This window comes from Lysobacter ciconiae (assembly GCF_015209725.1).
Taxonomy (GTDB): Bacteria; Pseudomonadota; Gammaproteobacteria; order Xanthomonadales; family Xanthomonadaceae; genus Novilysobacter; species Novilysobacter ciconiae.
In genome coordinates this window covers 1,087,720-1,112,628 of sequence record NZ_CP063656.1, presented here as the reverse complement: position 1 = coordinate 1,112,628, position 24,909 = coordinate 1,087,720, and the positions used below count along the sequence as shown (strand labels likewise).

The window sequence follows — 24,909 nt, the reverse complement described above, 5'->3', positions numbered from 1 at the left end:
GACTTCCTATCCGAGTGATGCGGGTTTGTTTGCCTCATGAGGCCAAGTCGCGCCGGATCCGGATCTGCCCCAACGGATGTGTCGAAGGTCACTTGACGCATTCCGGACTCCTCACCACAGTCGATTCACGCGGTTTCCCCTCCTGTCTCCAACGCTTTGCGTTCGTCAAAGCCGGTCGAGCACACCAGTGGCGCATGAACGATGGATAGACGGCAGTTTCTCACTCTCAGCAGCCTCGGCGTCGCCGGTCTGGCCATCCCCGGATGGGGTCACGCCATTGCAGCGGAGGCCCTGCTGGATCCGGCACTCGACGTGGCGATGAAGAAATCGCTCGCCGACACGGCGATGCAGGCGGCCACCGACAGCGGCGCGTCGTACTGCGATGTCCGCATCGGCCGCTACCTTCGCCAGTTCGTGATCACCCGCGAGGACAAGGTCCAGAACGTGGTCAATACCGAATCCACCGGCATCGGCGTGCGGGTCATCGCCGATGGCGCCTGGGGTTTCGCGGCGACCAACGACCTGGGCGCCGCCGGTGTCGCCGAGGCCGCCAGGGAGGCGACGGCCATCGCCAAGGCCAACGCGAAGACGCAGACCGCCCCGGTTGAGCTGGCCGCCACGCCGGGCCTGGGCGAGGTGAGCTGGAAGACGCCCATCCGCAAGAACGCGATGGCGGTGCCGCTCAAGGAGAAGGCCGACCTGCTGCTGGGCGTCAATGCCGACGCGATGGGCGCCGGTGCGAGCTTCGTCAACTCGATGCTGTTCCTGGTCAACGAGCAGAAGTATTTCGCCTCCACCGACGGCTCCTACATCGACCAGGACGTGCATCGGATCTGGGCGCCCATCACGGTCACTGCAATCGACAAGGCCAGCGGCAAGTTCCGCACCCGCAGCGGACTGTCGGCGCCGATGGGCATGGGCTTTGAATACCTGGACGGCGACGCCTCGGGCCGCTTCGTGCTGCCCAACGGCGTCACGGCCTACGGCCAGTCCTACGACATGCGCGCCGACGCGATCGCTGCCGCCAGGCAGACCGTGGAGAAGCTCAAGGCGCCGTCGGTCAAGCCCGGCAAATACGACCTGGTGCTCGACCCCTCGCACACCTGGCTGACCATCCACGAATCAGTGGGCCATCCGCTCGAGCTGGACCGTGTGCTCGGCTACGAAGCCAACTACGCCGGGACCAGCTTCGTCAGCCTGGACAAGGTCCGCGACCGGTTCCAGTACGGCAGCAAGAACGTCAACATCTTCGCCGACAAGACCCAGGCCGGAAGCCTGGGCGCTGTGGGCTACGACGACGAGGGCGTAAAGACCCGGCGCTGGGACCTGATCAAGGACGGCAAGCTGGTGAACCTGCAGGCGACGCGCGACCAGGTCCACCTGCTGGGCGAGGACGCATCGCACGGGTGTTCCTACGCGGACTCCTGGTCGAGCGTGCAGTTCCAGCGCATGCCCAACGTGTCCATGGCCCCGGGCAACGCCAAACTCAGCGTCGCCGACATGATCAAGGACGTCGAGAAAGGCATCTACATCATTGGCGACGGCTCGTTCTCGATCGACCAGCAGCGCTACAACGCGCAGTTCGGCGGTCAGCTGTTCTATGAGATCGAGGACGGCAGGATCACCGGGATGCTCGAAGACGTCGCCTACCAGATCCAGACGCCGGAGTTCTGGAACTCCTGCGTGGCGGTCTGCGACAAGAGCGACTACCGCTTCGGCGGGTCGTTCTTTGACGGCAAGGGCCAGCCTTCGCAGGTGTCGACCGTGTCCCACGGCTCCAGCACCGCGCGCTTCAACGGCGTCAACGTGATCAACACCGCGCGCAACCTGGGTTGATGGAAGGGCACGAGCGATGATGCACCGCCGCGATTTCCTCAAGGCCTCCAGCGCAGGGCTCGGGCTGCTGTTGCTGCCCGCGTTCGGCCGGGTCATTGCCGCCGAGGAGCTGACCGGCGGTATCGATGCCGCCTTGAAGAAGCGCCTGGCCGACACCGCGCTGGATGCCGCCAAAGCCGGCGGCGCGAGCTATTGCGACGTGCGCATCGGTCGCTACCTGCGCCAGTTCATCACCACCCGCGAAGACAAGGTCGAGAACGTCGTCAATACCGAATCGACCGGCGTCGGCATCCGCGTGCTGGCCAACGGCGCCTGGGGTTTTGCCGCCACCAACCAGCTCGGTACCGATGCGGTAGCCGAGGCGACCCGGCAGGCGCTGGCGATCGCGAAGGCCAATGCCGGCACGATCACCGAACCCGTGCAGTTGGCCCCGACCCGCGGGGTCGGCGAGGTCAGCTGGGCGACGCCGATCCAGCGCAACGCGATGGAAGTACCGATCAAGGACAAGGTCGAGCTGCTGATGTCGGCCAATGCCGCGGCGACCGCCGCCGGTGCGAGCTTCGTCGCCTCGCGGATGTTCCAGGTCAACGAGCAGAAATACTTCGCCTCCACCGATGGCTCCTATATCGACCAGGACATCCATCGCATCTGGACGCCCTTCACCGTCACCGCGATCGACAAGGCCAGCGGCAAGTTTCGCAGCCGCGACGGGCTGTCCTCGCCGATGGGGATGGGCTATGAGTTCCTCGACTCGAAGCCGCAGCACCGCTTCGAGTTGCCCGGCGGCGTGGTGATGTACTCGGATTCCTACGACATCGTCGCCGACGCCGCGGCTGCCGCGCGCGATGCCAGGGCGAAACTGAAGGCGCCGTCGGTCAAGCCGGGCAAATACGACCTCGTCCTCGACCCCAGCAACCTATTCCTCACCATCCATGAATCGGTCGGTCATCCGCTGGAGCTCGACCGCGTGCTCGGCTACGAGGCCAACTACGCCGGCACCAGTTTCGCCACGCTCGACAAGTGGCGCTCGGGCGATTACCGCTACGGCAGCGACCAGGTGACCTTCGTCGCCGACCGGACCCAGCCGCACTCACTCGGCGCGATCGGCTTCGATGACGAGGGCGTGGCGGCGAAGCGCTGGAACCTGGTCGAGGACGGCGTGCTGGTCAATTACCAGGCCACCCGCGACCAGGCCCACATCATCGACGAAGAGCGCTCGCACGGTTGCTCCTATGCCGATTCGTGGTCGAGCGTGCAGTTCCAGCGCATGCCCAACGTCTCGCTGGCGGCCGGCAAGTCCGAGCTGTCGCCGGCGCAGATGGTCAAGGACATCGACGATGGGATCTACATCTTCGGGCGTGGCTCCTACTCCATCGACCAGCAGCGCTACAATGCCCAGTTCGGCGGCCAGCTGTTCTATGAGATCAAGAACGGTGAGGTCACCCACATGATCGAGGACGTCGCGTACCAGATCCGCACGCCGGAATTCTGGAACGCGTGCTCGGCCACCTGCGATCAGCGCGACTACCGCCTTGGTGGGTCGTTCTTCGACGGCAAGGGCCAGCCCTCCCAGGTCTCGGCCGTCTCGCACGGATCCAGCACCACCCGCTTCGACGGCATCAACGTCATCAACACGGCACGCAACCTCGGCTGAGACGCCAGGCACGCACCAATCAGGAGTTGCACAGATGGGTATGTTCACCGAACAGGAAGCCAAGGCGATCCTCGACAAGGTCATCGCCCTGTCGACGGCCGACGAGTGCACGGCGACGCTGACCGGCGCGATCGACGGCAACGTCCGCTTCGCGCTGAACAATATCTCCACCAGTGGCGTGGTCAGCAACACCGATCTGGGCGTGCAGGTGGCGTTCGGCAAGCGGGTCGGCACCGCGACGATCAACGAGTTCGACGACGCGGCGTTGAAGCGCGTGGTGCAGCGCGCCGAAGAGCTGGCCAAGCTGGCCCCGGAAAACCCCGAGTTCGTTCCCGCCGTCGACAGGCAGGAGTACAAGCCTAGCCCGACGTTCACCGCGGCGACCGCGGCGATCACGCCCGAGTACCGCGCCAAGGTTGCGGCCGATTCGATCGCGCCCAGCAAGGCGGAAAACCTGGTCGCGGCCGGCTTCCTCAACGACGGTCAGCGCTTCTCCGCGATGGCCAACAGCAACGGCAACTTCGCCTACCAGAAGGCCGCAGCGATGGATTACACCTGCACGGTGCGCACCGAGGACGGCACCGGTTCGGGCTGGGTCGGACGCAACCTGGCGGATGTCAGCGACTTCAACGTTGGCAACGACATCCAGACCGCGATCCGCAAGGCGCGCAGCTCGTCGGGTGCCAAAGCGCTGGAGCCGGGCAAGTACACGGTGATCCTGGAGCCGGCTGCGGCCGCCGGCTTGGTGTCGTTCATGATGCGGTTCTTCGATGCGCGCCAGGCCGACGAGGGCCGCAGCTTCCTCTCCAAAAAGGGCGGCGGCAACAAGCTCGGCGAGCAGGTCTACGACCCGCGCGTGAACATCAGCTCGGACCCGTGGAACCCCGAAGCCGCGGTCCTGCCCTGGGACGACGAGGGCCTGCCGCGCGAGAAGATGGCGCTGGTCAAGGACGGGAAGATCGCCAACCTGCAGTACTCGCGCTTCTGGGCCAGGCAGCAGGGCAAGCGTGCGGTCGGCCGGCCCGGCAACCTGCTGGTGGCCGGCGGAACCAAGTCCACCGGCGACCTGGTGCGGGAAACCCAGCGCGGCATCCTGGTCACCCGGACCTGGTACATCCGCATGGTCGATCCGCAGACGGTGTTGCTGACCGGCCTGACCCGCGACGGCACCTTCTACATCGAGAACGGCGAGATCAAATACCCGGTCAAGAATTTCCGCTTCAACGAGTCGCCGGTGATCATGCTCAACAACATCGACGAACTGGGCCGGCCGGTCCGCGTGGCCGGCGATGAGTCGGACATGGTGATGATGATCCCGCCGATGAAGCTGCGCGACTTCACCTTCACGTCGCTCTCGGACGCGGTCTAGCGGTGTTCGCGGCGCTTCATCGCCCGTGTTGACGGGATGAGCAGCGTCGCCGGTCGCCGGCAGTTCCTGCGCACGTTCGGGGCGGCCGCGGCCGCCGCCCTGCTCGGCCCGCTGCCGTTCGCCACCCGCGCGCAGGCCACGAATTACGACTTCTGGTTCACCCGCCTGCGCTACGAATCGGGCGACTGGGACGTCGACGAGCGGATGCCGTCCAATGTGCTGACCTCGCTGATCGACTACACCAGCCTTCGCGTCGACCCGAAGGAGCACGTGTTCGACCTGGCCGACCCGAAAATGCTGATGGCGCCGTTCTGCTACCTCGCCGGCCACAAACTGGTCGAGTTCAACCCGGCCGAGCGTCGCAACTTCGAGCAATACGTGCGCAACGGCGGGTTCGTGTTCGTCGATGACTGCAACCACGACATCGACGGCCTGTTCGCCCGATCGTTCGAGGCGCAGATGGCCTCGATCTTCGGCAAGTCGGCAATGAAGAAGTTGCCCAACAGCCATGCCCTGTACCGCAGCTTCTTCATGTTCAAGGACGGCCCGCCCGCCACGACCTTCGAGCTCAACGGCTGGGGCGACGACCTGGTCCACGACTACCTCAAGGGCATCGAGGTCAACGGCCGCCTCGGCGTGCTCTACAGCAACAAGGACTACGGTTGCGAGTGGGACTACGACTGGCGCAACCGGCGCTTTCTGGCCGAGGACAACACCAAGCTCGCGGTCAACATCGTGATCTACGCGCTGACCGCCTGAATCAACGGGATCCCCATGAACGACGCCCCCACCGAAATCGACATCCAGTCCGAACTGGCCGGGCTGGACACCCTGCGCGCCGCCATCGCCAAGGCGATCGTGGGCCAGGACCAGGTGGTCGAACAGTTGCTGATTGGCCTGCTCGCCGGTGGCCACTGCCTGCTTGAGGGCGTGCCCGGGCTGGGCAAGACGCTGCTGGTGCGCTCACTGGGGCAGGCGCTCGACCTGGGCTTTCGGCGCATCCAGTTCACTCCGGACCTGATGCCCAGCGACATCATCGGCACCGAGATCCTGGAGGAGGACCACGGCACCGGGCATCGCAGTTTCAAGTTCCAGCGCGGACCGGTATTCACCAACCTGCTGCTGGCGGACGAGCTCAACCGCACGCCGCCCAAGACCCAGGCCGCGCTGCTGGAGGCGATGCAGGAGCGCACCGTTACCTATGCGGGCGTCACCCATCCGTTGCCCTCGCCGTTCTTTGTGCTGGCGACCCAGAACCCGATCGAGCAGGACGGCACCTATCCCTTGCCGGAGGCCCAGCTCGACCGCTTCCTGTTGCACGTGCGGGTCGCCTACCCCACCGAATCCGAGGAGCGCGACATCCTCGTCCAGACCACCGGCACCCACCACGCCGAAGTGCCCCGGGTGATGGACGGCGACGCGATCCTGGCCTTGCAGGCGCATGTGCGCGAGGTCCATCTGGGTGATGATCTGCTGGACTGGATCATCCGCCTGGTTCGAGCCACCCGCCCCGATGAAGGCGCGCCCGGCGAAGTGCGGGAGTGGGTGAAATGGGGCGCCGGCCCGCGTGCAGGACAGTCGCTGGTACTCGCGTCCAAGGCCCGCGCCTTGCTGCATGGGCGCCTGGCTGCGACCCGCGAGGACGTGCTTGCGCTTGCCGCGCCGGTCCTGCGCCATCGCCTGCTGTTGTCGTTCACTGCCGAGGCCGAACAGAAAAGCACCGATGACGTCATCGAAGCGCTGTTGAGGACCGTCCCGCTGGCGCCACGCTGAGTCGCGATCCCGTGGCCACCTCACCTGCCGCCGTGCCCGACCTGATTCCGCCGCAACTGCGTGCGCGGCTGAAAGGCATCCAGATCTCGGCGCGCCAGACGGCAGGCGCGCAGGGCTTCGGTCTCCACCAAAGCCAGAACCGTGGCGCCGGGCTGGAGTTTTCCCAGTACCGCGCGTACGAGCCCGGCGACGAGCTGCGCCAGGTCGACTGGAAACTCTATGCGCGCTCGGACCGCTTCTTTGTCCGTGAGTCCGAGCGTGACAGCCCGCTGGACCTGTGGATCCTGATCGACACCAGCGCGTCGATGGCGCAGGAGGACGGCGCGCGCCCCGGATGGTCCCGCCTTGACGCGGCCAGGACGCTCGCCGCGTGCCTGATCGAAGTGGCCCTGCGACAGGGCGACCGCTTTGGCCTGGCCATGATCGGCGGCGAGGGCTTGCGGGTTTCCGGGCTGGGCGCCGGTGCGCGCCATCGCGATCGATGCGTGCTGGAACTCCGCCGTCTGGCGGCTGCCGGCGCGTGGCCGGACGAAGCGCGGCTGCGACCGCTATGGGAGCACGTGGCTGCCCGCAGCCTGGTCGTGTTCCTGGGCGACACCTTTGATGAGGAAGTCGTGCGCTTGGCCGAGCGCCTTGCCGCGGCCCGCCGCGACGTATTGAACCTGCAGATCCTCACCATAGAGGAGCGTGACTTCCCGTTCCTTGGCGGCCATCGTTTCCGCGATCCGGAAACCGGTGAGGAGTTGATCGCCGACGGTGCCGCCGCGCGCGACGGCTTCATCGCCCGCTTCGCCGCGGCGCGGGCCACCCTTGCCAAACGCCTCGCCGCCAGCGGCGTCCGGCACGTGGAATACGTACTCGACGAACCGCTCGACCTCCCGCTGCGACGGCTGTTCAGCGCTGGCCCCATCGCATGACGCTGTCGCTCATGTTGCCGCTGGGGCTGGCGGCGTTGGCGTCGCTGTTGCTGCCGGTGCTGGTGCACCTGGCCCGGCGCAGCGAACAGCGCGTGGTGGTGTTCGCCGCCCTGCGCTGGCTGCAGGCAAAGCCGCAACCGCGACGGAAGCACCGTCTCGATGAAATTCCCCTGTTGCTGCTGCGCGTGCTGATGCTGGCGGCGCTGGCCTTGCTGCTCGCCGAGCCGGTGCTGTTCGGGCGCCCGGATCGCACGCCGCGTGTGCTGGTGGCACCTGGGGTCGACGTCACTTCCGTTCGCCCCGGCAGTGGCTTGACCGACGCGCGTTGGCAACGACTGGCGCCCGGCTTTCCAACGATCGACGATGCCGGCGCGAAAGTGCCTGAACTGCCAGCCCCGGACCAGGCGTCCCTGTCCAGCCTGTTACGCGAGTTCGACGCGAGCCTGCCCGCCGGCACGCCACTGACCGTGCTGGTACCACCGGTCATCACCGGCGCCGATGCGGAACGGCCCGTCCTCAGCCGTGCCGTCGACTGGCGCGTTGTCGCCGACGCCGTACCTCCGTCCGCACCGCCTGACGCCACCGGCGCCCGGCCGCCCATACCGACGCTGATGGTTCGCTACGCGCCGGAGCACCCGGAAGGGCTCAAATATCTGCGGGCCGCAGGTGCCGCATGGCAGGTGGCGCGCGGCGGCGGCTCGGCGGGTGAGGACGACGCCGAGGCGGCAGTGACCGTCGCGACTGATTCCACGCCCCTCGCGGGGTCCCGTCTGGCGTGGCTGGTACCCGGGCCGCTGCCGGATGCGGTTCGCCAGTGGGTTGCCGGGGGCGGCGATGCCCTGCTTGCAGACGGTGCCATCGCACCGGAGCTGGAGGGTGCGCCCGTCATCTGGCGCGATGCCACCGGCCCGCTTGCGCGCGGGACCCGTTTGGGACGTGGCCGATTGATGCAACTGGAGCACGAACTTGCTCCCGCCGGGATGCCGATCCTGCTGGAGCCGGACTTTCCGCAGCACCTGGGTGCCTTGTTCACCGAGGCGCCGCCGCAGCCGGCCTGGGTCGATGCCAAGGCGCACGCGCCGCGCGTGGGCGCCACGCCTTACCCGGACGCCCCCCGCCCGCTTGCGCCGCCGTTGGCCGGGCTGATCGCCCTGATGGTTCTCCTCGAGCGATGGATGGCCAATGGCCCGCGCCGCAGGACGGCTGCATGAGCACGGCCGACACTCGCCTGCGCCGCGCACGTGAGGCTGCGGCCCGGCGCGCCGGTATCCAGGCCGCACTGTCGGCACTCCCGTGGCTGCTGGTTGCAGCCGCCGTCGCCTGGCGGGTCAATGCGGCGGCCTGGTCGATCCTGGTGCTTGCCGCGATCGCGCTGGTCGCGGGCTGGCACGCCTGGCAGGTGGGACGCGCTTTCGACGAACGCTGGCTGGCGCGGACGCTCAATGCACGGCGGCGCGACATGGAAGACAGCGCGGACCTGCTGTTCCCGCATCGGCCAGCAACCAACCCCCTGGAGCATTTGCAACAGCAGCGCCTGCGGCAACGGGTGCAGGACGGCCCGCAGATCGACCTGCGGGCGCCGTGGCGACACCGCCGCCTGCTGCTCTGGGGCGCGCTCGCCGCCGCGCTCGCAGGCGCGGTGGTCTTCTATCCGGAGCGGCAGCAGGACGCCTCCACCGCCAGCACTCCCGGCCCCGAGCGCGCGTCGCCCGACCGTCCCGCGCAACTGGCTGGCGTGAGCATCGAAATCCAACCGCCCGCCTACACCGGCGTGGCTGCAACCCATATCGATACCCTCGCCGCGACGGTACCCGAAGGCTCCGTCCTGCAATGGACCCTGCGCTTCGCGCCGATGCCGCGACAGGTCGAACTGGTTTTCCACGACGGCGAGCGGATCGCGCTCGAGCGCGACGGCGACGACTGGGTTGGCCGTCGCCGCATCGATCGCCCTGCCCTGTATCACCTGCAACTGGAGCACCCGCTGCCAACGGCACAGGCCGGCGAGAACCGGATCGACGTGATCCTCGACAAGCCACCCGAGTTGCGCGTGCTCAAGCCGCTGCAAACCCTGACGATGGCGGCGTCCGGGCAGAGCCAATGGGCGCTCGAATTCGAGGCCAGCGATGACTACGGACTGTCTCCCTCCGCCGAGTTGAGCATCACCCGGACCGTAGGCAGCGGCGAGAACATCACCACCCGCCAGCAGACGATCACCTTGCGCGGTCGAGGCGGCCCCAAGCAGATGCGCTATGCCCACCAGATCGCGCTCGCCCCTTTGGGCATGGTCGCCGGTGAGGACCTGATCGTGCGGCTCAGCGTCAGTGACCGGCGAACGCCGTCGCCGCACACCGTCGTGAGCCCCAGTTACATCCTGCGCTGGCCGGCGCCACCAGTCGTCGAGTCGGCCGACCTGGATGGCCAGGTCAAGCGGGTCATGCCGGCCTACTTCCGCAGCCAGCGCCAGATCATCATCGACGCGGAGGCGCTGATGAAGGAGAAGCCGCGGCTGGCGGCCGACCGCTACCTGGAACGGTCAGACCGCATCGGCGTGGACCAGCGGCTGCTTCGCCTTCGATACGGCCAGTTCCTCGGAGAGGAAACCGGAGGCACGCCGCAACTGCTTCCCACCAACGACGCCCAGGACGTGCACCAGACCGACCTGCCGATTGAAGTCGCATCGGAGGCACCGGCGCCAGCACCAGCGCCGGATCGCGCCCATGCGGCCGAAGACGAAGACGGGCACGACCACGCCGAGGGGATCCAGCGCCAGCCGACCTTTGGTGAGGAAGCCGCCGTGCTCGAGCAGTTCGGCCACACCCACGACCATGCGGAGGCGGCGACCCTGCTGGATCCCGCAACCCGCGAACTGCTGCGATCCGCGCTCAACGAGATGTGGCAGTCCGAACTGAAGCTTCGCCAGGGTGAGCCTGACCGCGCGTTGCCCTTCGCACACCGGGCATTGGAACTCATCAAGCAGGTGCAGGAAGCCGAGCGCATCTACCTGCCGCGCGTGGGCAGCCAGGTGCCGCCGATCGATCCCGGCCGGCGCCTGAGTGGTGACCGCAGCGGCATTGTCAGTCGTCGCGATCCACTGCATCCGGCAACCGCGCCCGATCCGACCGCCGTGGATGCCTGGCGCGCTATGTCGCCAACGCCCGGCGCCGCAGGCCCCGACCTCGACCTCGACAAGCTTGCACGCTGGGTCGATTCACAGGATGTCGCTGACGCGGAGCCGCTGCAACTGGCAGCGGCCCTCGCCGAAGTACGCCGCGACCCCACCTGCCGCGAATGCCGCGCGCGCCTGCGCGGTGCGCTGTGGCCGCTGGTGACAAGGCCACCCGCCGCGGCGTCGGAGCGGCGGTCTGCAGGTGAAGTCGGCGACGTCTATCTGGACGCACTGCAACGTGAGGGCCGGCCATGAGCCCGCAACCGCTGGTCATTGGAATTCTTGCGCTCGCGGTGCTGCTGGGCAGCGTTCGCGCCCTCCGGGCCCGGACACGGCTGCCTCGGGAGTCGCGATCCCACCCGTTGCGCACGACCGTGCTGTTGCTCACCCAAATTGCCAGCGCCGGCCTGCTCTACTTCGTGCTGTTCCCGCCACCGGTCCCGCATGAGCCGGGGACCCTTGTCGTGCTGACTGCGCGCGCCGATGAGGTCACCGCGCAGGGCGTCGTCGGCGACCGCACCGTGGCATTGCCCGAAGCCGGTAGGAGCATGCCCGCCGACGCCGAGCGTTTTCCCGACCTCGCCAGCGCATTGCGCACCTATGCGGCGACCCAACGCATCCGTGTCCTGGGCGCCGGGCTGGTCGTTCGCGACCGCGACGCAGCACGCGGGCTGGAAATCAAGTTCCGCGCAGCGCCGCAGCCACCGGGTCTGGTCGAAATCCACTCCCCGCAGCGCGTGGCCGCCGGACGACGGTTCGCCGTCAGCGGACGCACCGCGGCGGTCACTGGCGGATCGGTCGAACTGCGCGACCCCGCCGATCGCCAGCTGGATCGCAGCGAGCTCGGCGACGACGGACAGTTCACGCTACATGCCAGCACACGCAGCGCCGGCCTGACGCCCTATCGAGTGCTGGTGCTGGACACGGAAGGCAACACCATCGACGAGGCCCCGCTGCCGCTTGACGTGACGCCACCGCGCGACTTGAAGGTGCTCGTACTGGCCGGTGGGCCATCGCCGGAACTCAAGTACCTGCGCCGCTGGGCGCTCGATGCCCGCGCCGAACTCGACACCCGCATCAGCCTGGGCGCCGGCACCCAGGTCGGCACCGCACCCGGCCGATTCGATGCCGCGGCGTTGGATCAATTCGACCTGCTCGTACTCGACGACCGCAGCTGGGGCACCCTCACCCGCGATCAACACGAGGTCCTCGCCGCTGCGCTCGACCGGGGCCTGAGCCTGTTGCTGCGGATGACTGGGCCGCCGGGCGACGCCGACCGCCAGCGATTGGCGGAGCTGGGCTTTGACGTCGCCCGTACCAACCCCGATCCCGGAATCCGCCTCGGCGGCGAATGGGTCGGTCCGGGCGACGCCGCCGACGCGCTCCCAAGCCTTGCCCGCGGGGTGCGGGTGACCGCTGCTGACGGTATTGAATTGCTTGCTGACGGCGCCGGGGAGCCGCTCGGGTTCTGGGTGGCGCACGGGCGGGGCCGCGTCGGCGTATGGCCGCTGGTGGACAGCTACCGCCTGGTCATGGCGGGACGGCAGGACGTCCACGGCGAGATCTGGAGCAGCGCCTTCAGCACCCTCGCCCGCGCCAGCGTCGCGACCACATCCCCGGTCACGATTGAAGCTGCCGCGCCGTACCAGCGCAGCGTGATCTGCGGCATCGGCGAAGGCGCGCAGGTGCTGTCGCCTGTCGGTGACCCCGTCACCCTGCACATCGATCCGGCCAGTGGCGACGCCGACTGCGCCGGGTTCTGGGCAGATGCTCCGGGTTGGCACGAGCTGCGCGACGCTGAGCACACGCAGCTGTTCCTGGTTCCGTCTGCAGAGCAAAGCCCAGCAATGACCGCCGACGCGTTGCGCGAAGCGACTCTGATGCTTGCGGCTGGCGCGGGCGGCTCCCCGGATGCCACCGGAGCCTCCGCACAGCAACCACCCTCACAAACCGGCCGCCGCTGGCCGTGGTTCCTGGTCTGGCTGGCTACCGCGACCGCCTGCTGGTGGCTGGAGCGCTCGCGTTGGGGGCTTCGCCCGGCAAAGAACAGCGCTGAAACGCAGGCCCGCAGTGATCGGCCAAGGCCATAGCAACGCCGCGTCTCGCGCCACCCCGGCACCGGTTCATGCGAAAATAGGCTGTTAGGGCCCCGTAGCTCAGCTGGATAGAGCGGTCCCCTCCTAAGGGACAGGTCACACGTTCGAATCGTGTCGGGGTCACCATTCATCGTCTGCGAGACTTTTCGCGGCATCGCCGCGTGCCCCGCCGGGATCAATCCGCGGCTTGAGGCGCGGCCTCACCACTGTTCGATCAACAGGAGATCTTCATGACCCATCCCGTCCTCACTGCGCTCGGCCTGAACGACACCGAATCCGGCACGTACCTCGGAAATGGCGAATGGGCCAAGGCCGGCAACGCAGGCACGCTGGAGCCGCTGAGCCCGACCGACGGCGAGTCACTGGCGAAGGTGCATGCGACAACGCAGGCCGACTACGACACGATCGTCGAGCGCGCCCAGGCTGCCTTCAAGGTGTGGCGCAGCACTCCGGCCCCGCGCCGGGGTGAGGCGGTGCGCCTGTGCGCCGACGCGCTGCGCGAGCACAAGGACGCGCTGGGTTCGCTGGTCGCGCTGGAGATGGGCAAGTCCAAGCCCGAGGGCGACGGTGAAGTGCAGGAAATGATCGACATCGGCGAGTTCGCCGTCGGCCTGTCGCGCCAGCTGTATGGCCTGACCATGCATTCGGAGCGCCCCGGCCACCGCATGTACGAGCAGTGGCACCCGCTGGGCGTGGTCGGGGTGATCTCGGCGTTCAACTTCCCGGTCGCGGTGTGGGCATGGAACGCGCTGGTCTCGGCGGTCTGCGGCAACATCACCATCTGGAAGCCGTCGCCCAAGACTCCGCTGTCGGCAATCGCCTCGATCAAGATCTGCAACGAGGCCCTGCGCAAGGGCGGCTTCCCCGACATCTTCTTCCTGTTCAACGACGCGGGCACCGAGCTGGCCCAGCACTTCGTCGACGACAAGCGCATCAACCTGATCAGCTTCACCGGTTCGACCAAGGTCGGCCGCCACGTGGGCGAGCGCGTCGCCCGCCGCATGGGCCGCTCGCTGCTGGAGCTGGGCGGCAACAACGCGATGATCGTCGATGCCAGCGCGGACCTGAAGCTGGCGATCCCCGCGATCGTGTTCGGCGCGGTCGGCACTGCCGGCCAGCGCTGCACCTCCACCCGCCGCGTGTTCATCCACGAGTCGATCTACGACGACGTGCTGGCCAAGCTGGTCACCGCCTACAAGCAGGTGGAAGGCAAGATCGGCGATCCGACCGACCCGGCCAACCTGATGGGCCCGCTGAACAGCCCCGAAGGCGTCAAGGAATTCCTTGACGCGATCGAGAAGGCCAAGGCGGCCGGCGGCAAGGTCGAGTCCGGTGGCGAGGCGATCGACCGCAAGGGCAACTTCGTCCTGCCGACCCTGATCACCGGCCTGGCCAACAGCTCCGAGGTGGTGCAGACGGAAACCTTCGCGCCGATCCTGTATGTCATGAAGTTCAGCACCCTGGATGAGGCCATCGAGATGCAGAACGACGTGCCGCAGGGCCTGTCTTCGGCGATCTTCACCGAGAGCCTGAAGGCGGCCGAGCAATTCCTGGCTGCGTGGGGCTCGGACTGCGGCATCGCCAACGTCAACATCGGCACCTCCGGCGCCGAGATCGGTGGCGCGTTCGGCGGCGAGAAGGAGACCGGCGGCGGTCGCGAGTCCGGCTCGGATGCATGGCGCGCCTACATGCGTCGCCAGACCAACACCATCAACTACTCCGACGAACTGCCGCTGGCGCAGGGCATCAAGTTCGACCTGTAAGTCCCACCCACCGAGCACCGTCGATGAACACATCCGTCTCCGCCCCGCTTCCGCCGCCGACGCAGCAGGTCCGCCGGACCAGCAGCATGGCCGTCATCAGCCTGGTCGCCGGCATCCTGGGCTGGACGTTGCTGCCGTTCGTGGGCAGCATCGCGGCCATCGTTACCGGGCATATGGCGCGCAGCGAGATCAAGCGCGGCAACGGGACGGTGGAAGGTGACGGGCTCGCGGTCAGCGGGCTGGTGCTGGGGTACGCCATGGTCGCGCTGGCGATCATCTCGATCATCGGCGTGCTGCTGCTGTTCGGTGGTCTCGCGGCCTTCCTCGCGCTTGCCTCCAACTGGGGGTAGGCGTGTACGGTCTGGCCCGCCCGCTGCTGTTCGCCATGGATGCCGAGCGCGCGCATGACCTTGGTCTGCGCGCGCTCGATGTCGCATGGCGATCGGGCGCGGCCTCGCTGCTGTCGAAAGTCCCTGCCCCGCTGCCGACACGCGCTTTCGGGCTGGAATTCGCCAACCCGGTTGGACTCGCCGCGGGCCTGGACAAGAACGGCGAGCACATCGATGCACTGATGGCGCTGGGCTTCGGCTTCGTCGAGATTGGCACCGTCACGCCGCGCCCGCAGGACGGCAACGCCAAGCCGAGGATGTTCCGCCTGCCCTCGCAGAAGGCGGTGATCAACCGGCTGGGCTTCAACAACGCCGGCGTGGACGCGCTGGTGCGCAACGTCGAGCGGGCCGACCGCAAGGGCGCGCTGCTGGGCATCAACATCGGCAAGAACAAGGACACCCCCAACGAGATCGCCGACGGCGACTACATGTACTGCCTGTCGCGCGTGTATGAGCTGGCCGACTACGTCACCGTCAACATCTCCTCGCCCAACACGGCCGGGCTGCGCGAGTTGCAGGAGGAGCAGACCCTGCGGCGACTGGTCGGCACGCTGCGCGAGGAGCAGGAACGTCTGGGCGCCAAGCATGGCCGGCGGATCCCGATGCTGGTGAAGATCGCGCCGGACCTGTCGGACCCGGATATCGAGGCGTGTGCCCGCGTGCTGACGGAGATGGAGGTCGATGGCGTGATCGCGACCAACACCACCGTCTCGCGCATCGAGGTGGAAGGCGTGCGCGGCGCCGACGAGGCCGGCGGACTGTCCGGCAAGCCGCTGATGGGCAGATCCACCACCGTGTTGCGGATGATGCGCACGCGCCTGCCCGAGTCGATCCCGCTGGTGGGTGTCGGCGGCATCCTCAGCGGCGCCGACGCGGTGACCAAGATGGCTGCGGGCGCCACCCTGGTGCAGTGCTACTCGGGCCTGGTCTACCGCGGCCCGGGCCTGATCAAGGAGTGCGTGGAAGCGATCCGCCGCCGCAAGTTCGCACCCAGCGGCGGACCGTTGCCGCCGGCTGCATGAGCGATTCCGTACGGCTGTTCCGCAATGTGCCGCTGAAGTCGCGCAACACCTTCGGCGTGCCTGCGTTCGCGCCCTTGCTGGCCGAAGTGGACGACGCCTCAGTCCTGCCCGACGTGCTGGCTTCAGCCAATTTCCGCGACCATCCGCCACTGGTAATTGGCGGTGGCAGCAACCTGTTGTTCGTCGGCGATCCGCAGGTTCCTTTGCTGGCCCTGACCGGCAACCGGGTGACTGTGGTCGCAGAAGTGCATGACGCGGCGATCCTGCGTGCCGACGCCGGTACCACATGGCACGCACTGGTCATGGAATCGCTCGCGCTCGGCCTTTGCGGACTGGAGAACCTGGCGCTGATCCCCGGCACCGTCGGCGCCGCGCCGATCCAGAACATCGGCGCCTATGGCGTGGAGGTCGGCGAGTTCATCCACCGGGTGGAGGCGTTCGCGCCGGCCACCGGCGAGTGGCATTACCTGAGCGCCACGGATTGCGCATTCGCCTATCGCGACAGCCTGTTCAAGCGTGAGTCCGGCCGCTTCATCATCACCGCGGTCGAGTTCGCCCTGCCGCGCAATTTCAGTCCGCGCCTGAGCTATGCCGGCATCAGCGCGCAGCTGGCGTCGGCTGGCGTTTCGAACCCCACGGCGCAGGATGTCGCCGCCGCGGTCGTCGCCATCCGCCGCAGCAAGCTGCCCGATCCGACGTTGATCGGCAACGCCGGCAGCTTCTTCAAGAACCCCATTCTCCCGGCTGCACAGGCCAGCGCCCTGCAGGATGCCAATCCCTCGATGCCGACGTTTGCAACCGGCTCGGACGCGACGAGGAAGGTATCCGCGGCATGGCTGATCGATGCCTGCGGCTGGAAGGGCCGCCGCAACGCTGATGCGGGCGTCTCGGAGTCCCACGCGCTGGTGCTGGTCAACCACGGCGCGGCCAGCGGGCTGGAGCTCTACGAGCTCGCCCGGGAGATAGCGGGGTCTGTGCGCAAACGCTTTGGCGTCGCCCTGGAGCCGGAACCGCGACTGATCGGCGCTATCTGGTGACAGCACCGAAACCACCGATCTCCATCCACACCCGCGCAGCACTGCTGATGCTGGGCAGCACTGCATTCTTTGCACTGATGGTGATCACCATCCGCCTGGCATCCGAGTCGCTGCACACCTTTGAGATCGCCTTCTTCCGCAGTTTCTTCGGCATGCTCGCCGCCCTGCCCCTGCTGCTCAAGCACGGGCCCGGGCTGCTGCGCACGCAGCAGATGCCGCGCTACATCGTGCGTTGCGTACTGGGCACGTTGTCGATGTTCTGCGGCTTCTGGGCGATCGGCCACCTGCCACTGGCGCAGGCGGTCTCGCTGTCGTATTCCACGCCGCTGTTCGTCACCATAGCCGCCGTGCTGTGGCTGGGGGAGCAGGTGCGCGTGCGCCGCTGGAGCGCGGTCATCCTGGGCTTCATCGGGGTGCTGGTGATCGTGCGCCCGGGCACGACCGAGTTCAGCGCAGCCTCGCTGGTCGCGGTCTCGGCCGCGATCATCAGCGGCATCGTCGCCATCCAGATCAAGCAGCTGGCGTACACCGAGCCGGCGGACCGCATCGTGATCCTGACGACGATCCTTTGGGTGCCGCTGTCGCTGCTGCCGGCGCTGTGGGTGTGGGAATGGCCGCACGGCATCGTCTGGCTGTGGGTGGTGCTGGCCGGCGTGCTGGGCACCGGCGGGCACATGCTATGGACCCGCGCGCTCAAGCTGGGCGAAGTATCGGCGCTGATTCCGATCAGTTTCATGCAGCTGCCGATCGTGGTGGTCTTCGGCTACTTCCTGTTCGGCGAGGCGCTGGACCGCTGGACCCTGCTGGGCGCAGCGATCATCTTCAGCGCCAATGGCTATATCGCGCACCGCGAAGCCAGCCTGGCCCGCAAGGCGGCGAGCACCGCGCCGACCAGCGCGGCCAAGCCAGGCAACTGAGGCCGTTCAGCGCGTGCGCCGGTCGCGGGCTGGCCAGGTGGGCGCGCGCAGCCGGTATACCGCAAGGTGGCAGGCCGCTGCCCAGGCGCTGGCCACGGCCCAGCCTGCCAGGATGTCGGACGGGTAATGCACGCCCAGGTACACCCGCGACGTCCCCACCAACAGGACGAAGACCGACATTGCGGCAATGACAGGCCAGCGCCAGCGGGTGTGCCACGCAAGCACGATCACGACCGCGGCCAGCGTCGCCGAGCCCATCGCGTGGCCGCTGGGGAAGCTCGAGGTGAGTTCGGGCGTGATCGATTCCCACAGCGACGGCCGGTCGCGGCTGAAGATGCGTTTGGCCGAGAGGTTCAGCAGCGCCGAGCCCACCACCGCCATCGACGCAAACGTGGCGGCACGCAGGTGGCGGCGCAAAAACAATCCCGCGATCAGGACGATGTCGACCGGCACGACGCCGTAGAGATAGCCGAGCTTCGAGACCGCGAGGAAGATCCGGTCTGCGCCGGCACTTGTCATCGCGCGCAGGCCCCGCAGGATCGGCTCGTCAAAGCCGAACACCGCACCGGCGCGCAGCTCGCCGGCGAGTTCGGAAAATCCCCACAGCGGCAGCAGCAGGGTCAGGAAAACAAGCACCAGCGGCCAGACGAACTCCCGGGCGATGCGCGCCAGCGGGCGTTGTTCCCGACGAACGATTTCCGGGGTGCCCTCGCCGGACGGCGCCGTGTCGTCGGGCAACGCCACTTCGTCGGATGGCGAGCGAGCATCGGCGAGGTGACGGTCGGCACCCGCCGCGTCCGGCGCCACCGGTGCTCGCGAAGGCGGGTCAGGCTCCCCGGGCGCCGCCATGGTGGCGCTCGACATACGCGTCGATCAGGCCGAGGAACTCATCGGCGATGTGCTCCCCGCGCAGGGTCACGGTTTTCTCGCCGTCCTCGAACACCGGGGCCGAGGGCGCCTCACCGGTCCCCGGCAGGGAGATACCGATGTTGGCGTGGCGCGATTCACCCGGTCCGTTGACGATGCAGCCCATCACCGCAAGCGTCAGGTTTTCCGCGCCGGGATGGGTGATCTTCCACTCCGGCATCTTCGCCCGGACGTGTTCCTGCACCTTTTGCGCAAGCTCCTGGAAGAAGGTGCTGGTGGTGCGGCCGCAGCCGGGGCATGCGGTGACCATCGGCGTGAACGCGCGCAGGCCCATCGTCTGCAACAGCTCCTGGGCGACGATCACCTCGTTGGTCCGCGACTGCCCCGGCTCGGGGGTCAGCGATATGCGGATGGTGTCGCCGATGCCTTCCTGCAGCAGCACGCCCAGGGCGGCGCTGGAGGCGACGATGCCCTTGCTGCCAATGCCCGCTTCGGTCAGCCCCAGGTGCAGGGCGTAATCCCCCCGCGCGGCCAACTCGCGATAGACGGTGATCAGTTCCTGCACGCCGCTGACCTTGGCGCTGAGCACGATCCGGTCCGCCGGCAGCCCGATCTCCACCGCTCGCGCCGCCGAATCCAGCGCCGAGCGCAGCAGCGCCTCGCGCAGCACGCGGCCGGCGTCCCACGGCTGCGCGCGCAACGCGTTCTCGTCCATCAGCTCGCGCGCCAGCGACTGGTCCAATGAACCCCAGTTCGCGCCGATGCGCACCGGCTTCCCGTACTGGATTGCCAGCTCGATCAGGGTCGCGAACTGGGTGTCGCGCTTCTTGCCGAATCCGACGTTGCCCGGATTGATGCGGAATTTCGCCAGTGCCTCCGCGGCCGCCGGCTCGGCGGTAAGCAGCTGATGGCCGTTGTAATGGAAGTCGCCGATCAGCGGCACGGGCGCGCCGATCATCGCCAACTTGTCGCGGATGCGGGGCACCGCGGCGGCGGCCTCGGCGTTGTTCACCGTAATACGCACCAGCTCCGAGCCGGCACGCCACAGATCGGCCACCTGCTTCACCGTCGAATTGACGTCGGCGGTGTCGGTATTGGTCATTGACTGTACGACGACCGGCGCCCCGCCGCCCACGGTGACACCACCGATGCTGACCGCGCGCGTGACGCGGCGCGGCATCGGACCGAAGGCAGGGGCGAGGCAGGGCAAGTCGACGTGTTGGCTCATCGGGCCATTGTACTGCCCGCCACCTTGATAGACTGCCGGGGATAATCTGGATGGACTACCCGATGACCCTTCGACCCCTGTTTTGTGCCCTCGTGATCGGCTTGACCGCCGGCCTCGCCTCGCCGTCCGCCGGCGCCCAGGAGGCTGCCGATGCCTGCACCGACTTCCACGGCTTCGCCAATGCCGGCTGGCTGATGGCCAACCCGCTGCCGGCAGGCGCGGACACGATTTCCGCCCTCGGCCAGCTCGAGACGCGCGCGCGCCAGGAGCAGATCGACCTGCTCAACAGCGCGATGCAGGCGCCGCAGGGGCCGATCCAGCAATTGCTGGGCGATTTCTGGGCCAGTGGCCTGAACGAGGCGGGCGTGGAAGCTGATGGCGCCCAGCCGCTGGCACCGCTGCTGGACCGGATCGTCGCGATCAAGCGCAGCAAGAGCATCGCCCCGGCCATCGCCGCGCTGCACCAGGTGGGCATCCCCGTGGCGTTCCACTTCGGCGCCGATATCGACCTGGCCGACCTGTCGCGCCACATCGGCTATTTCAGCCAGGGCGGCGTGGGCCTGCCCGATCCGGCCTATTACCTGCGCACCGACGAGCCCACCCAGGCCGTGATGGGCCAGTACCGCGCCTACATCGAGAAGATCCTCGCGCTCACCGGCGTCAAGGACAAGGAGCTGGCCAAGCAGGCGCAGCTCGTCATCGACCTGGAAACACGTCTGGCCAAGGCGTCCCGCCCGCTGGCCGAGCTGCGCGATCCGCGCAGCAACTATGGCGCCGTCGACACCGCCGGCCTGGCGGCCCAGTACCCGAACCTTGAGCTGGACAAATTCCTCGAAGCGCAGGGCGTCAGCATGCCCACGGTGTCCATCGCCAGCCCGACGCGTCTGGCGGAAGTGGACCGGCTCGTCGGCGAGCTCAAGCCCGAGCAGTGGCGCGCCTACCTGCGCTGGCGCGTGGGCGACTCGATGGCGCCCTACCTGGCCAAGGCCTGGCGGGACGCCCACTTTGATTTCCACGGCCGCGTGATTGCCGGCGCCTCCGCGCCACCCGCGCGTGAGCAGCAGGTTCTGGATGCGATCAACCAGGCCGCCGGCCCGATGCTGGGACACGAGTACGCCGCCCGTTTCCTGAAGCCGGAAACCCGGGCCGAGGCCATGCGGATCACCGGGCAGGTGCGCAGCGCACTGGCGGACTCGCTGGCGCGCGATACCCGCATCAGTGAGCAGGCCCGCGCGGAAGCGTCCGCCAAACTGGCGAAGATGAAGATCGAGCTTGGCGTGCCCGCGCGCGACCTGGACTTCACCATCCAGCCGATGGGGCGCGGCAGCTTCGGCGGCAACATGCTCATCGCATCGACCTGGCGCCACCGCGAGGAAATGCGCCGCATCGGCGAGAACAATGCCGACCGCCGCTGGGACGTGCTGCCGCAGCAGCCGGCGCTCACCTACGACCTGGCCCAGAACCGCCTGATCGTCACTGCCGCGGCGCTGCAGGCGCCCCTGCTGGACCCGTTGGCGCAGACCGCGACCCGCTATGGCAGTTTTGGCGCCCTGGTCGGACACGAGATCAGCCACGGGTTTGATTCGCGCGGCCACCATATTGCGGCCGATTCGGAAATCCGCGACTGGTGGACCCCACAAGACGCCTCCACCTGGGAGACCTTGGGCTACCGCGTCGTGGGCCAGTACGGGGGTTTCGACGTTCCGATGCTCAATGGGACCAAGGTCAATGGCGTGGCGACCCGCGACGAGAACATCGCCGACATCGCCGGCGTCCAGCTGGCCTGGGAAGCCTTCAACAAGGCCGCACCGGAGGCTGACAAGAAATCCAAGGAAGCCTTCTTTGAAGGCTGGGCCGGACTGTGGCCGCAGCACATGAGCGCCGCCGCGGCGGCGCAGCTCGCGGCGCACGGCGTGCATGCGCCGGGCAAGTGGCGCACCAACGGCCCGCTGATGAACATGGCGGCCTTTGGCACGACCTATGGCTGCAAGGCGAATGCGCCGATGCAGCTGAAGGCCGACGAGCGCGTCGTGCTGCGCCCCGAGCCGGTCGTGGAAAAGCGCAAGAAGTAAGCCGCGCAGCCCGCAATCCACGAAATAGAAAAGAAAACGGCGCGTGCAGACGCGCCGTTTTCCGTTTTCCGTCTCCGGTTGTGCGGCGGCGGTATCGGTCCGCCTCGCTCAGCGCACCACACGCGGCCGCGGCGGGCCGCGGCGACCAAACGGTGGCTGTCCGCGCCAATAGCGGATCAGCAGCCACCCGAACAGCATTCCGCCCAGATGGGCGAAGTGGGCCACCCCCGGCTGGTAGCCGCTGAAGCCCAGCATCAACTCGATGGCGCCGTAGACGATCACCAGCGTCCGCGCCTTCATCGGGATCGGCGGGATCAGCAGCATGACGCGCTGGTTGGGAAACAGCATGCCGTACGCCAGCAGCAGGCCGAACACCCCGCCCGAGGCGCCCACCGTCGGGTACGCCATGCCGCCCTGCGACATCGTCCATGCACCCACCGCCAGCTGGCACACCGCCGCGCCCGCCACGCAGACCAGGAAGAACGTCAGGAAGCGCCGCTCGCCCCAGGTGTGCTCCAGCGGCGCGCCGAACATCAGCAGGGCGACCATGTTGAACAGCAGATGGGTAAAACTGCCATGCATGAAGCCGTAGCTGAGCAACTGCCAGGGCAGGAACTCGCGACCCGGATACAGGCCCTCGCCACCGCCGATGGGCCACAGCATGAACGCGGAAAGGGCGGCTTCGCCGAGGACGTTCTGGAGCAGGAACACCACCGCGTTGGCGATCAGCAATGCGCGGGTGACGGGGGGAAGGTTGGAAAACATCGCAGCTCCTGGCAAGTAGCGCAATGGTAGCCGCTGATCGGGCCCGACAGGAGCGAACCGACGCTCAGCCGTGATCACCCCAGAGCTGCTGGTCGACCGTGGGAGCCGGTCGCAGGCCGCGAACCCGTCCCGCTTCGACCTTGACCCCCTCCGACCTGAGCCTGGCGCACTGCTCCAGATACGATGCCGATCCCGGCGCAAACGCGATGCGCCCATCGGCGCGGACCACGCGGTGCCAGGGAAGGCAGGGATCGTCGTTGGTGGCCAGCAGTCGCGCCACCATGCGCGCGCGCCCCGGCAGGCCGGCGCGGCGGGCGACTTCGCCGTAGCCGGCCACCTGGCCTGCAGGGATGGCGCGGATCGCCGCGATAACGCGGACGTTGGCCGGGTTTTCCATCGCGGTAGCATAGGCCTCCCCCGCTGGAGTCCGCCATGCACACCTTCAAGTCGATCCGCCAGCACCTCACCGGTGCCGGGTTCAATGTCGTCCTGCAGGACGAAGGCGTTGCCAGTATCGAGCTGTCGCTGGAACAGGGCAGCCGCCACCAGACGATCTTCCTGTCCGAACTGCACGACGAGGACGGACGTCCCTACCTGCGGGTAAGCAGCGCCGTCGCGCAGGCCGATGGCATCGATGCCGCGCGCGCGCTCAACTTCAACTGGCAGAGCCGGGTCGGCTATCTGGCGATCGGCGAGATGGGTGGCGATCCCTACCTGCAACTGTGCGAGAACCGCCCGTTTGAAGGCCTGGATGGCGCCGAAGTCCACCGTCTGGTGCTGGACATCGGCGGCACCAGCGATCGCATGGAACGGGTGCTCTCGGGCGAGCGCGACGTGCTCTAGAGGACGCGCTTCAGAGGACGCGCAACAGCGACGTCCGCGCGCGACCTGCGGAGGGGACCGGGACTATGCCCAGCCCATGGCGACCATGCCGCGGAACGCCAGCCAGGCGATGCCGCCGGCGGCCGGAATGGTCAGGATCCAGGCCCAGATCATCCGCTCCACGATCGTCCACTTGATTGCGTTCAGACGTTTGGCGGTGCCCACGCCCATGATCGCGGCGGAGATGTTGTGGGTGGTGGAGACCGGGATGCCCAGCGAGGACGCGGCGAGGATCACCGAGGCGGCGCTGGTCTCGGCCGCGAATCCGTGGATCGGGTGCAGCTTGACCAGCTTGTGGCCCAGCGTCTTGATGATCCGCCAGCCGCCCGCCGCGGTGCCGGCGGCCATCACCAGCGCACAGGCGATCTTGATCCACAGATCGATGTCGCCGTCGGTCAGAGCACCCGGGGAAGGATGCAGGAACGCCAGCCAGCCCGGCAGGTTGTCCAGCACGCCGGTGCTCTGGGCGCTGACCAGGGTCAGGGCGATGATGCCCATGGTCTTCTGCGCATCGTTCATGCCGTGCGCGAAACCCATGCCCGCCGCGCTGACGATCTGCGCCTTGCCGAAGAAGCCGTTGACCCAGCGCGGTCGTGCCAGGCGCGCCAGGACACCGCCACTGCTGGCCATGCCGGAAATCACCGCAAACAGCACGGCCATCATCACGAAGCCGGCCACGAAGCCCAGGATCGGCGAGCTGAACATCGGCACGACCACTTTCCACAGCACGCCGGCGCTGTGATAGATCGGCTCGGCCGGCTGCGACCAGATGATCGCGTCGAAGTTGTTGGACGCCGCCGCCAGCGCCGCGCCGATCAACCCGCCGATCAGCGCGTGGGACGAGGATGACGGCAAGCCGATCCACCAGGTGATCAGGTTCCAGACAATCCCGCCCAGCAGTGCGCACAGGATCAGTTGCGCGCCCACTTCGACCACGCCGATATCGATCAGCCCCGAGGCGATCGTCTTGGCCACCGCCGTGCCGACCAGCGCGCCGATGAGGTTCATGCTCGCCGCCAACGCGACCGCCTGCGCCGGCGACAGCACCTTGGTGGCCACCACGGTGGCGATGGAGTTGGCGGTGTCGTGGAAGCCGTTGATGTACTCGAACACCAGCGCGACCAGGACCACCGTCATGACCAGGGTCAACATGCGG

At 67.8% G+C, this 24,909-nt stretch carries 21 protein-coding genes and 1 tRNA gene; 17 read left to right on the top strand and 5 right to left on the bottom strand.

Annotated features, from left to right (window positions below; genetic code table 11):
* Positions 1-201 precede the first annotated feature (201 nt).
* From INQ41_RS05160 to INQ41_RS05090, 15 genes are all read left to right on the top strand, one after another.
* Positions 202-1,836, top strand: a complete 1,635-nt coding sequence (locus INQ41_RS05160) for a TldD/PmbA family protein (RefSeq protein WP_193986783.1) — start codon at positions 202-204, stop codon at positions 1,834-1,836.
* Between the two features lie 19 nt (positions 1,837-1,855).
* Positions 1,856-3,490, top strand: coding sequence for a TldD/PmbA family protein (locus INQ41_RS05155; RefSeq protein ID WP_193986781.1), 1,635 nt, complete (start codon positions 1,856-1,858; stop codon positions 3,488-3,490).
* Positions 3,491-3,524: 34 nt separating this feature from the next.
* A complete protein-coding gene (locus INQ41_RS05150; protein ID WP_193986779.1) occupies positions 3,525-4,859 on the top strand; it encodes a TldD/PmbA family protein in 1,335 nt (444 codons plus the stop codon).
* A gap of 36 nt (positions 4,860-4,895) precedes the next feature.
* Positions 4,896-5,618 carry a DUF4159 domain-containing protein gene (locus INQ41_RS05145; RefSeq protein WP_193986777.1) on the top strand — a complete coding sequence of 241 codons (723 nt, stop codon included), beginning with the start codon at positions 4,896-4,898 and terminating at the stop codon, positions 5,616-5,618.
* A gap of 15 nt (positions 5,619-5,633) precedes the next feature.
* Positions 5,634-6,632, top strand: coding sequence for an AAA family ATPase (locus INQ41_RS05140; RefSeq protein WP_193986775.1), 999 nt, complete (start codon positions 5,634-5,636; stop codon positions 6,630-6,632).
* Between the two features lie 11 nt (positions 6,633-6,643).
* On the top strand, positions 6,644-7,549 hold the full coding sequence (locus INQ41_RS05135; protein WP_228076708.1) for a DUF58 domain-containing protein: 906 nt from the start codon (positions 6,644-6,646) through the stop codon (positions 7,547-7,549).
* Positions 7,546-8,760 (top strand): BatA domain-containing protein, encoded by a 1,215-nt coding sequence (locus INQ41_RS05130; protein WP_193986774.1) that lies wholly within the window; start codon positions 7,546-7,548, stop codon positions 8,758-8,760. The genes INQ41_RS05135 and INQ41_RS05130 overlap by 4 nt, the downstream gene beginning before the upstream one ends.
* Positions 8,757-10,970 carry a hypothetical protein gene (locus INQ41_RS05125; RefSeq protein ID WP_193986772.1) on the top strand — a complete coding sequence of 738 codons (2,214 nt, stop codon included), beginning with the start codon at positions 8,757-8,759 and terminating at the stop codon, positions 10,968-10,970. Before INQ41_RS05130 ends, INQ41_RS05125 begins: the two co-directional genes overlap by 4 nt.
* A complete protein-coding gene (locus INQ41_RS05120) occupies positions 10,967-12,805 on the top strand; it encodes a hypothetical protein (RefSeq protein WP_193986770.1) in 1,839 nt (612 codons plus the stop codon). Before INQ41_RS05125 ends, INQ41_RS05120 begins: the two co-directional genes overlap by 4 nt.
* Before the next feature lie 55 nt (positions 12,806-12,860).
* A tRNA-Arg gene (locus INQ41_RS05115) sits at positions 12,861-12,937 on the top strand.
* Between the two features lie 104 nt (positions 12,938-13,041).
* Positions 13,042-14,574 carry an L-piperidine-6-carboxylate dehydrogenase gene (gene amaB, locus INQ41_RS05110; protein ID WP_193986768.1) on the top strand — a complete coding sequence of 511 codons (1,533 nt, stop codon included), beginning with the start codon at positions 13,042-13,044 and terminating at the stop codon, positions 14,572-14,574.
* Positions 14,575-14,597: 23 nt separating this feature from the next.
* The gene (locus tag INQ41_RS05105; RefSeq protein ID WP_193986767.1) at positions 14,598-14,924 is read left to right on the top strand and encodes a DUF4190 domain-containing protein; all 327 of its coding nucleotides are present in this window, start codon (positions 14,598-14,600) and stop codon (positions 14,922-14,924) included.
* Between the two features lie 2 nt (positions 14,925-14,926).
* A complete protein-coding gene (locus INQ41_RS05100) occupies positions 14,927-15,985 on the top strand; it encodes a quinone-dependent dihydroorotate dehydrogenase (protein ID WP_193986765.1) in 1,059 nt (352 codons plus the stop codon).
* A complete protein-coding gene (murB, locus tag INQ41_RS05095; RefSeq protein ID WP_193986763.1) occupies positions 15,982-17,022 on the top strand; it encodes a UDP-N-acetylmuramate dehydrogenase in 1,041 nt (346 codons plus the stop codon). The genes INQ41_RS05100 and murB overlap by 4 nt, the downstream gene beginning before the upstream one ends.
* Positions 17,023-17,069: 47 nt before the next feature.
* A complete protein-coding gene (locus INQ41_RS05090; protein WP_193987223.1) occupies positions 17,070-17,939 on the top strand; it encodes a DMT family transporter in 870 nt (289 codons plus the stop codon).
* Between the two features lie 6 nt (positions 17,940-17,945).
* On the opposite strand, the gene INQ41_RS05085 is transcribed toward INQ41_RS05090, so the two are convergent.
* Positions 17,946-18,635, bottom strand: coding sequence for a phosphatase PAP2 family protein (locus INQ41_RS05085; RefSeq protein WP_407074265.1), 690 nt, complete (start codon positions 18,633-18,635; stop codon positions 17,946-17,948).
* A gap of 130 nt (positions 18,636-18,765) precedes the next feature.
* Positions 18,766-20,034 carry a flavodoxin-dependent (E)-4-hydroxy-3-methylbut-2-enyl-diphosphate synthase gene (ispG, locus tag INQ41_RS05080; RefSeq protein ID WP_193986759.1) on the bottom strand — a complete coding sequence of 423 codons (1,269 nt, stop codon included), beginning with the start codon at positions 20,032-20,034 and terminating at the stop codon, positions 18,766-18,768.
* Between the two features lie 50 nt (positions 20,035-20,084).
* Between ispG and INQ41_RS05075 the strand changes: the two genes are divergently transcribed.
* Positions 20,085-22,106: a M13 family metallopeptidase gene (locus INQ41_RS05075; RefSeq protein ID WP_407074250.1), complete on the top strand. Its 2,022-nt coding sequence runs from the start codon at positions 20,085-20,087 to the stop codon at positions 22,104-22,106.
* Between the two features lie 108 nt (positions 22,107-22,214).
* Here INQ41_RS05075 and INQ41_RS05070 read toward each other — a convergent pair whose 3' ends face one another.
* Together INQ41_RS05070 and INQ41_RS05065 are read right to left on the bottom strand one after the other, a co-directional pair.
* Positions 22,215-22,871 (bottom strand): rhomboid family intramembrane serine protease, encoded by a 657-nt coding sequence (locus INQ41_RS05070; protein ID WP_193986755.1) that lies wholly within the window; start codon positions 22,869-22,871, stop codon positions 22,215-22,217.
* A gap of 64 nt (positions 22,872-22,935) precedes the next feature.
* Positions 22,936-23,268, bottom strand: a complete 333-nt coding sequence (locus INQ41_RS05065; RefSeq protein WP_193986754.1) for an MGMT family protein — start codon at positions 23,266-23,268, stop codon at positions 22,936-22,938.
* A gap of 35 nt (positions 23,269-23,303) precedes the next feature.
* Here INQ41_RS05065 and INQ41_RS05060 point away from each other — a divergent pair, with 35 nt between their 5' ends.
* The gene (locus INQ41_RS05060) at positions 23,304-23,714 is read left to right on the top strand and encodes a type III secretion system chaperone family protein (protein WP_193986753.1); all 411 of its coding nucleotides are present in this window, start codon (positions 23,304-23,306) and stop codon (positions 23,712-23,714) included.
* A 63-nt stretch (positions 23,715-23,777) separates the two neighbouring features.
* Here the strand turns inward: INQ41_RS05060 and INQ41_RS05055 are convergent, their stop codons facing one another.
* The gene (locus INQ41_RS05055) at positions 23,778-24,905 is read right to left on the bottom strand and encodes an inorganic phosphate transporter (RefSeq protein WP_193986752.1); all 1,128 of its coding nucleotides are present in this window, start codon (positions 24,903-24,905) and stop codon (positions 23,778-23,780) included.
* Positions 24,906-24,909: the final 4 nt, after the last annotated feature.

Coding starts and splice junctions, on each gene's coding strand:
- INQ41_RS05090 (WP_193987223.1), top strand. CDS start 17,070: ATGCTGGGCAGCACTGCATTCTTTGCACTGATGGTGATCACCATCCGC.
- INQ41_RS05055 (WP_193986752.1), bottom strand. CDS start 24,905: ATGTTGACCCTGGTCATGACGGTGGTCCTGGTCGCGCTGGTGTTCGAG.
- INQ41_RS05130 (WP_193986774.1), top strand. CDS start 7,546: ATGACGCTGTCGCTCATGTTGCCGCTGGGGCTGGCGGCGTTGGCGTCG.
- INQ41_RS05140 (WP_193986775.1), top strand. CDS start 5,634: ATGAACGACGCCCCCACCGAAATCGACATCCAGTCCGAACTGGCCGGG.
- INQ41_RS05125 (WP_193986772.1), top strand. CDS start 8,757: ATGAGCACGGCCGACACTCGCCTGCGCCGCGCACGTGAGGCTGCGGCC.
- INQ41_RS05150 (WP_193986779.1), top strand. CDS start 3,525: ATGGGTATGTTCACCGAACAGGAAGCCAAGGCGATCCTCGACAAGGTC.
- INQ41_RS05075 (WP_407074250.1), top strand. CDS start 20,085: ATGGACTACCCGATGACCCTTCGACCCCTGTTTTGTGCCCTCGTGATC.
- INQ41_RS05065 (WP_193986754.1), bottom strand. CDS start 23,268: ATGGAAAACCCGGCCAACGTCCGCGTTATCGCGGCGATCCGCGCCATC.
- INQ41_RS05105 (WP_193986767.1), top strand. CDS start 14,598: ATGAACACATCCGTCTCCGCCCCGCTTCCGCCGCCGACGCAGCAGGTC.
- INQ41_RS05145 (WP_193986777.1), top strand. CDS start 4,896: ATGAGCAGCGTCGCCGGTCGCCGGCAGTTCCTGCGCACGTTCGGGGCG.
- INQ41_RS05070 (WP_193986755.1), bottom strand. CDS start 22,871: ATGTTTTCCAACCTTCCCCCCGTCACCCGCGCATTGCTGATCGCCAAC.
- INQ41_RS05160 (WP_193986783.1), top strand. CDS start 202: ATGGATAGACGGCAGTTTCTCACTCTCAGCAGCCTCGGCGTCGCCGGT.
- INQ41_RS05060 (WP_193986753.1), top strand. CDS start 23,304: ATGCACACCTTCAAGTCGATCCGCCAGCACCTCACCGGTGCCGGGTTC.
- amaB (WP_193986768.1), top strand. CDS start 13,042: ATGACCCATCCCGTCCTCACTGCGCTCGGCCTGAACGACACCGAATCC.
- INQ41_RS05155 (WP_193986781.1), top strand. CDS start 1,856: ATGCACCGCCGCGATTTCCTCAAGGCCTCCAGCGCAGGGCTCGGGCTG.
- ispG (WP_193986759.1), bottom strand. CDS start 20,034: ATGAGCCAACACGTCGACTTGCCCTGCCTCGCCCCTGCCTTCGGTCCG.
- murB (WP_193986763.1), top strand. CDS start 15,982: ATGAGCGATTCCGTACGGCTGTTCCGCAATGTGCCGCTGAAGTCGCGC.
- INQ41_RS05120 (WP_193986770.1), top strand. CDS start 10,967: ATGAGCCCGCAACCGCTGGTCATTGGAATTCTTGCGCTCGCGGTGCTG.